Origin of the sequence: Gabonia massiliensis, assembly GCF_001403595.1 — a bacterium.
Lineage (GTDB): Bacteria > Bacteroidota > Bacteroidia > Bacteroidales > Coprobacteraceae > Coprobacter > Coprobacter secundus.
In genome coordinates, this window is the sequence record NZ_LN877940.1 from 77,832 (window position 1) to 89,828 (window position 11,997).

An 11,997-nucleotide genomic window follows, 5' to 3' on the forward strand; every position below is an offset into this window, starting at 1 on the left:
CCCACCGATATAAAATTCTATATATCAGTGGACCTTTTAATTATATACATAGGAACAGTTTTTACATCCTATCCGGTACCTCAATGCCCAATAATTTCATCCCCAGTCTGACAATTTTTGCAACATTTTTGGATAAAACCAACCGGAATATACGAACATCAGGATTTTCTTCTTTCAATATCGAAAAATCATGATAGAACTGATTATATTCTTTCACTAAATCATATACATAATTAGCAATTATTGCCGGACTATATTGTTGCCCCGCATCTGTAATAACTGCCGCAAATTCAGCCAAATGCTGAATTAAAGATATTTCTTTTTCCGATAATACAACATCATCAGAAATTCTTTCCGGAAGGTTTATTCCCAACTCTTCTGCTTTACGTAAAACCGAACATATCCGAGCATGCGTATACTGGATAAAAGGTCCGGTATTACCATTAAAGTCAATCGACTCTTTAGGATTGAACATCATGTTCTTCCTGGGATCAACTTTCAATATAAAATATTTCAAGGCACCTAAACCGACTATACGGGCAATATTACTTATTTCTTCATCTGAAAATTTATCCAACCGTCCTAACTCAGAAGAAGTTTCCCTAGCTGTATTTATCATCTCCTCCATTAAATCATCTGCATCGACTACTGTCCCTTCCCGAGATTTCATTTTACCTTCTGGCAGCTCAACCATACCATAAGAAAAATGTACAAGATCTTTACCCCAGCTAAAACCTAATTTATCAAGCAATATAGAAAGAACCTGAAAATGGTAATTCTGTTCATTTCCCACAACATAGATCATTTTATCAATAGGGTAATCCTTAAAACGTAACTTTGCAGTACCAATATCTTGTGTCATATATACAGAAGTTCCATCTCCTCTTAATAATAATTTATGATCAAGTCCTTCTGCCGTCAAATCAGCCCAAACAGAACCATCATCTTTACGATACATAATTCCCTTTTCCAAACCTTCCAGTACTTTTTCTTTACCTTCCAGATAAGTTTCCGATTCATAATATATCTTATCAAAATCAACTCCCATTTGCCTATAAGTTTCATCGAAGCCTGCGTATACCCACTCATTCATCATACGCCATAATTCCACAATTTTTTTATCTCCAGCTTCCCACTTACGTAACATTTCCCGAGCTTCAGCCATCAATGTAGAAGCAGCCTCAGCTTCTTCTTTTGTCATACCTTTCGATTCCAGCTCTTTCAATTCTGCTTTATAATGCTTATCAAAAAGGACATAAAAATCACCAATAAGATGGTCTCCCTTCTTGCCTGCTTTTTCTGGAGTTATACCTTCACCCCATTTTTCCCAAGCAAGCATGGATTTACAAATATGAATACCTCTATCATTTACAATATTCGTTTTTACAACTTTATTTCCATTGGCTTTCAGTATTTCGGCTAAACTATAACCTAAAAGATTATTGCGCACATGGCCTAGATGCAGAGGTTTATTTGTATTAGGAGAAGAGTATTCTACCATTATCAAAGGAGACTGCTCGGTTACGTCTTTCAAACCATACCGATCATTTTCATTAATATCATTTAATTGGTCTATCCAACAATTCGAGGCAATCACCAGATTCAAAAAACCCTTTATTACATTATAAGATGCAACAGCAGATTCGTTCTTAACTAAATATTCTCCAATCTCTGTTGCTGTAGCTTCCGGATTCTTTCTGGAAGCTTTCAAAAAAGGAAATACGACTAAAGTCAAATGTCCCTCAAACTCTTTTTTAGTTTTTTGCAACTGTACAGTCGAAGTATCCGGAGTAATACCATATAATGCCTGCAATGCATTTATTACGGCAGTAGTAATTTTATTTTCTATTTTCATAAAACATTAATGAAGTTTCTTTCTATATACGAGAATACAAAGATAAGAATCTTTAATGAATTGTAAAGATGTACTTTACATAAAACGCTCCAATAATTTTCCGTTATTTTTTAGAAAGCAATATACGAATATTCCTCATCAGTCCTTCATACTTAGCTCTTTTAACTGCCGAATATTTGAAAATACGATTATATTCTTCTCTCGAAAGGCTTGAAAGCCTGTCATACGTCAAACCCAACAATTCTTCCGTCGGCACAAAATCCGGTATCTGAGAAGGTTCCGCCATTCGATTCCAAGGGCATACTTGCTGACATGTATCACAACCATATACTCGATTATGCATTTTTGAAGCAATATCAGGAGATATCTCACCTCTATTTTCTATCGTTTGACAAGATAAACACTTGCGAGCATCAAGACTGGGTATTGTAGTTTGTGACAATGCTGCCGTAGGACAACTATCGATACACCGTTGACAACGACCACAACTATTATTCAATGGATTGTCAAACGGCAAAAGTACAGTTGTCACTATTTCTCCTAAAAAAAAGTAAGAACCTCGTCCCGGGATAATCAACTGTGTATTTTTCCCTATAAAACCAATACCAGCTTTCCATGCCCAATATTTTTCCAATAAAGGAGCAGTATCACAAAAACAACGAAAATGCGAATCAGGATAAAGAGTTTTAATAAAATCAGACAACAAAAACAGCCGTTCTTTCACAACTTTATGATAATCAACCCCATAAGCATAAAAAGCAAATTGTGGGAGAGAATCGGGTTGCCGAATTTTCGGATAATAATTCAACGCAACCGATATTACAGATTGTGCACCTTCCAATAACAACCGGGGATCACATCGTTTTTCAAAATGATTTGACATATACGACATACCATCCTGACATCCTTCGCCCAACCAACATTCCAAATGCCGACGCACACTCTCATTTACAGGAGCAGCTTTTGCTATTCCACATGCAGCAAAGCCTATTTCTTTAGCTTTACTTTTAATCAACGCGACTGCGTCATAGTGTTTTAAATCTATATCCATTCTCAAAAAGCCATTCTATCGCCCGAGGCAAAGCCCAACGCAAATTTTTTTCGGCCTTTAACGAATCATGAAATACAATAATAGAACCGTTACGAGTATATTTTTTCACATTTTCCAACACCATTTCGGGAGGCAATTTCTTACTATAATCCCTCGTCACAACATCCCACATAATGATATGATAACGATGCCTTAATGCTTTCACCTGCCCCAATCTCATATGCCCATGAGGTGGACGAAATAATAAGCTATCGATAAGTTCATTCGCTCTATCTACATTCTTAATATAGTTTTCTATCGAATATTTGATACCTTGTACATGGTTCATAGTATGATTCCCTGTCTGATGTCCTCTTCTCCTCAATTCTTCATATAACTCCAGATTACGAGCCACATTATCTCCTACACAGAAAAAAGTAGCTTTTATTTTGTATTTATCAAGGATTTCCAACACCCAAGGTGTCACCTCAGGGATAGGTCCATCATCAAAAGTCAAATACACTGTTTTTTCCTTTCCCGGAATACGCCATATCGTTTCAGGATAAAGCATCCGGTACACAAATGGGGGTTGTTCTATCAACATAGTAAAATTCCAATTGTCTGAACAAAAGAAGGTGTCCTGAATTTTCTATTCTCGGGACACCTTCCTAACTCTATACTCTTTTATTCGCCAATCATCTCTTTCAACACCGAAGTTGGATCAAGATTAACTTCCTTAAGTTCTTGTATATATTTCATTGCCAAATCCTTTTGATTTTGCCCCAAAAATATCGGCAATACATTTCTTATCATTATAAATTGATGCATTTGCATATCACGATTGACCGACCTCAGCTGATTAGCCGTCAAAGTCGTATACCATCTTAAATAAGACATCGAGTTATCAGCAATCTCCTTAAGCAAAGCTGTTGCCTTTTCCGTTTGCCCCAAATGATAATAATCGTTAGCCATTTGTATCGATATATAATCGTGAGGAATTGCTGTTGAAGGAATTTTTTCCATAGAATAATCCAATGCTTTCAAAGCCTTGTCATTTTTCCCTTCTGCTATAAGTTGGTCAATCAAATCTACAAACATCATACGTAATGTATAACACATACGACGAATATTTTCATCAAGGTAAACATCCGGATTATCAATTCCTCCCCACTCAAATTTATTCATCATATTATCATACATTTTTTCACTATCTATACTTCCGTCATTGTCCCCTTTAACCGGAGTAATACGGTAAGCCAAACCCACACGTGAAAAATATGGGCGCATATTCATAAACATATCCGGACCTACTGTAACAGCATAATAAATCGGACGTTTCCATCCATTCTTTGCATTTGTGTTTATCATATCCAGAATAGCAATTTCATTCAATGTCAAAGTATTTTTTCCTTTGAAATCAAAAATCATCTGAGATGGTATACTGTCCCGTAAAGAATCCGGAACAATACCAGCCTTTACAACGGCAGCAGAATCTATCGGAATATAAAGTTTTTCTGCTGGAATATAATTTATTTTCCCAGGATAATTAGGAATGGTCTTAGACCAATCTTCATCAGATAATAAGACACTAAATGCTTCATCAACAGACATAGGTTGGCGATATACATCATATAAATAAGCATAATCACGCTTTCCATTTCCATATTGCTGTTTAGTCATAGAGATTGGTAATGGGTCTGATTTATATGCCTGGCTTTTCATCTGATCAATATACCAGTCAGTCTGTAAATAGCTTAAATTACAAACACGAACATCAGTACGGTATCCCTCAGTCTCTTGTGCATACCATAATGGGAATGTATCATTATCTCCATTTGTAAAAATAATGCCGTCTTCCTCAATACAAGAAAGATAATTCTTCCCAAAATCACGACATGCATATCTGCCAGATCGATCATGGTCATCCCAAGTCTGACTCACCATTTGTATAGGGACAAACATGCACAATAACGAAGCTATTGCTGCAGCAGGAATCGAAGGCACAAATCGGTTCAAACCTTTATATATAGCAGCCACACCCAAGCCAATCCATATTGCAAAAGCGTAAAATGAACCGGCATAAGCATAATCTCGCTCACGAGGCTGGTAAGGAGTCTGATTCAAATAGATAACAATAGCTATTCCAGTCATGAAAAACAAGAAAAATGTCACCCAAAAACTTTCAATTCCTTTTTTCCCGGAATAAGCTTGAAAAAACAACCCAACAAGCCCCAATATAAGAGGTAAAAAATAAAAAACATTATGTCCTTTATTATTTGCCAGATCAGGTGGCAATAAACTTTGATCTCCTGCAATATGTTTATCTATAAAATTGAAACCTGATATCCAATTTCCTTTATTCACTTCTCCGTGCCCCTGAATATCATTTTGACGACCTACAAAATTCCACATAAAGTAACGCCAATACATATGATTCAATTGATAATCAAGGAAAAATTTTAAATTCTCACCGAAAGTCGGTTTCATTACCACACGAGAATCTCCATTCGGGTCTGTAGCTCGTACGGGTTTACCTTTAAAATTGGTCCACTCCTTATATGCCTCTACATGAGAAGGTGAAGTACTGTACATACGAGGAAAAAGCATATTCAGCTCAGGAGTATATTGATAATCTTTTTTATGATCGATAATTACATATTTATCCCGCTCCTTATCGCTATTCTTAATAGCCCTGCGCCAAATTGCTGGTCCTTCATCCACCAAAACAGATCCATCTCTGTCACGGGCAACATCCGAAACAAAAGTATTACCATACAATAAAGGCCGGTCTCCATACTGTTCCCGATTCAGATAACTTGCCAATGTAAACACATCTTCTGGAGAATTTTGATCCATCGGGGTATTTGCTGAAGAACGGATAACGATAAGGGCATAAGATGAATAACCAATAAAGATTACCATAATACACACCAAAATCGTATTCATCACCCGCAAAGCAACTGTTTTTTGGAAATAAAACAAATAAATAGCTAAAAGAGCAGATAAAAATATACCTAACCAAATACTGTTTCCAATAAAAGGCAATCCCACTAACATAACACTGACTAGAAACGACAGTTTTATCTTTTTATCACTTCTCTGTTTATAGGTTTCATATATTCCCCAGACAATAGCAGCTATTACCACAAAGAAATATACAACTACACCTGTATTATACGGAGCATGTAAAATATTGACAAATAACAATTCTACCCAACCTGCAACTTTTACAAACCCCGGCACAAGTCCGTACAATAATAAAACAATTATGCCAAAAGACAATATTAAAGCAAGGAGGGAACCCTTTGCATTTGTATTTTTAAATTTACGGTAATAAAATACCAGAACAATAGCGGGAATGCATAACAAATTAAGTAAATGGACAGCGATAGAAACACCTATAAGATAGGCTATCAATACAATGTACCGATCCGAATGGGGCTCATCGGCAACCCGTTCCCATTTTAGTATAAGCCAAAATACCAACGCTGTACAAAAAGATGAATATGCATAAACCTCTCCTTCAACTGCTGAAAACCAAAATGTATCAGAAAATGCATAAGCCAAAGAACCAACCAGCCCACAACCTAAAATAACAATCATCTGTGCGACGGAAATTTGATTCTCCTCTTTCAAAACAATCTTACACGCCAAATGTGTGATTGTCCAAAACAAAAGAAGTATGGTCGCTGCACTCAATAATCCCGACATCAAATTTACCATATAAGCGACCTGATCCGGACCCGATGCAAAATTAGCAAAAAAGCGGGCTGTAAGCATAAATATCGGATTTCCAGGGGGATGTCCCACTTCTAACTTATACGCAGACGAGATGAACTCTCCGCAATCCCAAAAGCTGGCTGTAGGTTCCAGCGTCATAATGTAAACAACAGCTGAAATAGCGAAAACTAACCAGCCAAAAAGATTGTTCAATAATTTGTATTGCTTCATTTTAAAAATTTAATATCCGTATTAAGATACCTAAATATAGGTGCAAAGATATAAAAAGATTGATTACAACCTCTTTAAAAGATTTTAATTGTCAGATAAAAAGGCAAAGTTTATATGCTGATTTCTTCTTTTTATATTCTCAAGGCACTCTTATACCCAAAATGATATATTACAAATTTCATATATAATAGAATAAAATCTTATTTTTGTAACAAAGACATTCTATGTATCTTCGTTAAATTTATCAATATGGGAAATATGTCTACTTTCATACAGAAACTATCGATCATTTTATTGGGGGGATATATAGCCTCTAATAACATGATTCAAGCTCAAGTACAGAACCTTTATCCAAATCCACCTGATAAAATTATAAGCACCATCGTACAACAAGGTACTGTCATGACAGGAATTGGAAATATAGATGTACCTCTATTACGTACAACCATCATCGTTTCTGGTTCTAATGATAATGAAACTTTAAAAGAGATAAGAGGCAAGCTGGTAAACACCTCCAGCATCAACGATGTAAAAAGAATTAAAGCTTACTTAGCTCCTGATACATATGACTTAAATATTCAAAACGCCACTTTATTAGGAAACGCAACAGTCAATTCAACAGGAAATTTCAATATTAAATTGAATAACCTCTGTCATCTGGACAATGGGAATCATTATATTTGGATAACAGCGGACATTTCGGATATGGCCAAAGAAGGGAATACTGTCGATTTACAAATTAATTCTTATTTAAGAGAAAACGGCAATACAATATACGAAAATAATGGTAATCCTGAGTACTTTGCTACTATCTTTCTCTCCGAATCTGTCGTATTTCACCCAGGAGACAATAGTTCCCGTTATTATCGTATACCAGCGATCACTACAGCCAAAGACGGATCCATCGTAGCAGTATGTGACCGTCGCTGGAATAGTGAAACCGATTTGCCCAATAATATCGATATTGTAACTCGTCGTAGCACTGATAATGGGAAAACATGGAGCGAGCCGACTACTATCGCTGGAACCCTTGGCAAAGGAGGAAATTATGGACATGGAGACCCAGCTATCGTCACTTGTCAGAATGGAGATATTATCGTATTGATAACAGCAAAAAACGGTTTTTGGGATGGTACTCCAGATAAACCCGCTTTAATAAAAAAAATAGTCAGCCACGACAATGGTATTACTTGGGACACTCCTGTAGACATCACTTCTCAAATATACGGGCCCAACTGTCTCAATCCTGTCACCCGACAATGGAAATCTCTTTTTATTAGTTCCGGAGCCTTTATACAAACCCGCTCAGGAAGACTAATAGCAGCCATGCTTGTACGCGACGAAGGAAAAGGAAAACATAATTACCTCTTATACTCTGATGATAACGGCATTTCTTGGAAAGCTATAACCGAAAAAGCTATTCATAATGGAGATGAAGCAAAAATAATAGAACAAAACAACGGAAATATTCTTATCAGTTCACGAAATCCAGGAAACCGTCTTATGAATATCTCAAATAGTAATGGCACAGGATGGGCGACACAATGGGAAAATAATGATATATGGGGGGCAAGCTGCAATGGAGATATGATTCTATATACTTCTACAATCGATGGCTACAACAAAAACCGCCTTTTACACAGTATTCCTTGGGATGAAGATCGTCGCAATGTGAGCGTTTTGATAAGCTACGATGATGGGAAAACTTGGGGACACCGTAAAACTATCTGCTCTAAAAATTCCGCATATTCTGCATTGAATATTTTGCCTGATGGAACTATTGGCTGTTTCATTGAAGACCAATCTATTGCAGGAGGTTACTCGATGCGTTTTGTCCGTTTTTCTTTAGAATGGCTAACTGACAACACAGACACATACACCCCTTCATTAATTCATTCAAAATCATACTAATAAAAAATAGAGAATAATATTGATATACTTTTGTATTATCGGAAAGATGATATGAGAAAAAAAATTTTAATTACAGGAGCCGGAGGATTCATCGGTAGTTTTATTGTAGAAGAGGCACTAGCTCGAAATTACGATACATGGGCGGGAATACGAAATTCCACCAACCGTGAATATTTGCAAGATAATCGTATACATTTTATAGACTTACAATACAACAATAAGAGCATTTTAAAAAAGCAATTGTTAGAGAAAAAAAATACTTTCGGTAAGTGGGACTATATTATTTGGAATTTAGGAGCAACAAAATGCAGACACCCTGAAGATTTTGACAAAATCAATTACGGCCTTGTCAAAATATTTACCGAAACTCTTATCGAAACAGATACAGTACCTGAACAATTTATTATGATGAGCAGTTTGGGCGCATGGGGTGCCGGTAATGAAGAGAGCTATGCTCCTATATGCCCCACCGATATGCCCAAACCCGAAACGTTATATGGAAAAAGCAAATTGAAAGCAGAACAGCATTTACAATCTCTCCCTGGGTTTCCTTATGTAATATTAAGGCCAACAGGTGTATATGGTCCCAGGGAAAAAGACTATTTCCTTATGATAAAATCTATAAAATGGGGGATTGATTTTTCTGTTGGTTATAAACCTCAAGCACTTACATTCATATATGTAAAAGACCTTGTAAAAATCATGTTTTTGGCGATTGACAAAGGGGTCAAACAAAAAAGTTATTTTATTTCAGATGGAGCAGTGTATACATCTTCAGATTTCCGTAAATACGTAGCCAAAGCATTAAAAAAACATTTTATATTACCACTACGCCTTCCGCTATGGGTATTAAAAACCGTTTCTTATTCCGTGGCTTTTTGTGCGTCTCTTATAGGCAAAACAAGTACGCTAAATCCAGACAAATATCGTATTATGAAACAACGAAACTGGATTTGTGATATTTCTGCATTGCAAAAAGAATTAGGATTTACTGCCGATTATCCTTTAGAAAAAGGAGTAGATGAATGTATCTCTTGGTACAAAACTGCGGGATGGTTATAATTTTAACGATACAATTTATTTCGACTTTCTAAAGAAAAATTTAATTTTGTACCCATTAAATAAGTGAAAATGAAAAAGATAAAATCGGTATGCGTATATTGTGCTTCGAGCTCACAGGTTCCAGAAATTTATTTTTCTGCAGCACAAGAACTCGGAAAGCTATTGGCCAATCAAGAAATTGAATGTATCTATGGTGCCGGAAATCAAGGGCTTATGGGTGCATTAGCCAATAGCGTATTGGCTTCCGGAGGAGAGGTTACAGGTATCATACCTCGCTTTATGTACGAAGAAGGATGGGCACATAAAAAATTGACCCAAATAAAAATTACCGAAAGCATGCATGAGAGAAAGCAAACTATGGCTGCACTTTCCGATGCAGTTATAGCAATGCCCGGAGGTTGCGGCACAATGGAAGAGTTACTTGAAATCATAACCTGGAAGCAACTCGGACTCTATATGAACCCTATCGTAATACTCAATATTAATAAATATTATGACCCACTGATAGAACTGCTCAATAAAGCAATTTCTCAATCTTTTATGAGGACAGAACATGCTCGTATGTGGGAAATAGCAAATACTCCAAAAGAGGCAATTAGTGCACTATATAAAGCCTATGAATGGACCGGCAGTGTTCGTAAATTTGCAGCTATATAATAAATGTCCATAACCGATAGCCTACATATCGACCAAACACTACAGGATTACGATTCTATCGCACCTAAACAAGATAGTTTGCAATATGAATCTGTGCATCACTATATTCCTAAAGATACCGTCACATTCACACCTAAGTACATATACGGTCTCGCCAAAAGTTGCCCAGCACCAGTGACCAATCCAATAACCGATTATAAAGAAGCGACGCTTATCATTCCAAAAGGCATAGCGGGAACTCCTCGCCCTGCAAGTTTAGGTACCAATAATGGAATTACTTTGATATTAACCATCTCCTTTTTATTAGTAGCCACATCTTTTCGCTCTGGAGTACGGTTGGTATCACAAATGTTATCTTCTCTTTTTAGTATAAAAGAAAGTGATAACTCGTTTTCTGGTATTACCATGACCGAATCCAGACTCCGTTTCTTTCTCCAAATTCTCACACTCATACTCGAAGGTATTATTTTAGCTTTTCTAATCCAAATAACTCAACCGCAACAAGGGCCCGAGACATCTTTAGCACATGCAGGCATTGCTATCGGGTGCACATCAATATACTATTTTTTACAGTTCCTTGTTTATCATCTTTTAGGAAGTATTTTCACTGACTATAATAATAAAACCAAATGGATAAACGGATATGTATCTATTAATTCCTTATTAGGTATATTTTTATTCCCCGTAGTATTTGTTATGATTTATATCCCCCACCTTTCATCAGATGCTCTTTGGATTGCGGTCGTTCTATATATTTTTTCCCGTATTATCTTTATTTATAAAAGCATTAAGATTTTTTTGAGAGATATTTATGGAATACTGTACTTTATTTTGTACCTTTGCGCCCTTGAAATCACACCTTTAATTTTATTATTTAAAGGGACAGTGACATTATACAACATTATATAGAATTTAAAAAACGCTTTAGCTTTGAAGATCAAGAAAGTTCTCGTTTCTCAACCGAAACCGGCATCAGAGAAGTCTCCCTATTTTGATATTGCTGAAAAATATGGGGTGAATATTGAATTTCGTCCATTTATCAAAGTGGAAGGATTATCACCTAAAGAGTTCAGACAGCAAAAAATTTCCATACCGGAATATACTGCTGTAATTTTTACAGCACGCACAGCAATTGACCATTTTTTCAAATTGTGCGAAGGATTACGCGTCACCATCCCTGACACAATGAAATATTTTTGCGTGACTGAATCAGTTGCTTTATATTTACAAAAATATATCGTATACCGGAAACGTAAAATATTTTTTGGAAATTCCGGTAAATTAGACGATTTAATTCCATCTTTGGTAAAGCATTCGGACGAAAAATATCTTTTTCCCGTTTCAGACGTTCATAACGAAGAGCATACAGCTCTACTTGACAAAAATAAAATCAATTATACCAAGGCGATCATGTATCGTACGGTAAGTAACGATTTTACTCCAGATGAAAAATTCGATTATGACATGCTGGTATTTTTCAGTCCATCCGGAATCAATTCATTATTAAAAAATTTTCCGAATTTTGATCAAA

9 protein-coding genes are annotated in these 11,997 nt (G+C 36.1%); 5 read left to right on the forward strand and 4 right to left on the reverse strand.

Going from position 1 to position 11,997, the window contains the following annotated elements; genetic code table 11:
• Window positions 1-61: 61 nt before the first annotated feature.
• From argS to BN2628_RS10515, 4 genes are all read right to left on the reverse strand, one after another.
• Window positions 62-1,855 (reverse strand): arginine--tRNA ligase, encoded by a 1,794-nt coding sequence (argS, locus tag BN2628_RS10500; RefSeq protein WP_021931636.1) that lies wholly within the window; start codon window positions 1,853-1,855, stop codon window positions 62-64.
• A gap of 103 nt (window positions 1,856-1,958) precedes the next feature.
• Window positions 1,959-2,906, reverse strand: a complete 948-nt coding sequence (queG, locus tag BN2628_RS10505; RefSeq protein ID WP_055097192.1) for a tRNA epoxyqueuosine(34) reductase QueG — start codon at window positions 2,904-2,906, stop codon at window positions 1,959-1,961.
• A complete protein-coding gene (locus BN2628_RS10510; protein ID WP_044230347.1) occupies window positions 2,881-3,489 on the reverse strand; it encodes a polysaccharide deacetylase family protein in 609 nt (202 codons plus the stop codon). Before BN2628_RS10510 ends, queG begins: the two co-directional genes overlap by 26 nt.
• An 80-nt stretch (window positions 3,490-3,569) precedes the next feature.
• Entirely contained in the window at window positions 3,570-6,836 is a 3,267-nt protein-coding gene (locus BN2628_RS10515) for a glycosyltransferase family 117 protein (protein ID WP_044230345.1), read from the reverse strand.
• A 249-nt stretch (window positions 6,837-7,085) separates the two neighbouring features.
• Between BN2628_RS10515 and BN2628_RS10520 the strand changes: the two genes are divergently transcribed.
• The 5 genes from BN2628_RS10520 to BN2628_RS10540 all read left to right on the forward strand — a co-directional run.
• Window positions 7,086-8,747: a sialidase family protein gene (locus BN2628_RS10520; RefSeq protein ID WP_052431598.1), complete on the forward strand. Its 1,662-nt coding sequence runs from the start codon at window positions 7,086-7,088 to the stop codon at window positions 8,745-8,747.
• A 51-nt stretch (window positions 8,748-8,798) separates the two neighbouring features.
• On the forward strand, window positions 8,799-9,809 hold the full coding sequence (locus BN2628_RS10525) for an NAD-dependent epimerase/dehydratase family protein (protein WP_044230343.1): 1,011 nt from the start codon (window positions 8,799-8,801) through the stop codon (window positions 9,807-9,809).
• A 69-nt stretch (window positions 9,810-9,878) separates the two neighbouring features.
• The gene (locus tag BN2628_RS10530; RefSeq protein WP_044230341.1) at window positions 9,879-10,466 is read left to right on the forward strand and encodes an LOG family protein; all 588 of its coding nucleotides are present in this window, start codon (window positions 9,879-9,881) and stop codon (window positions 10,464-10,466) included.
• A gap of 3 nt (window positions 10,467-10,469) precedes the next feature.
• Window positions 10,470-11,375 carry a DUF4271 domain-containing protein gene (locus tag BN2628_RS10535; protein ID WP_044230339.1) on the forward strand — a complete coding sequence of 302 codons (906 nt, stop codon included), beginning with the start codon at window positions 10,470-10,472 and terminating at the stop codon, window positions 11,373-11,375.
• A 21-nt stretch (window positions 11,376-11,396) separates the two neighbouring features.
• Window positions 11,397-11,997, forward strand: a 601-nt coding sequence (locus tag BN2628_RS10540) for a uroporphyrinogen-III synthase (protein ID WP_055097194.1), incomplete at its 3' end; no start/stop codon positions are given.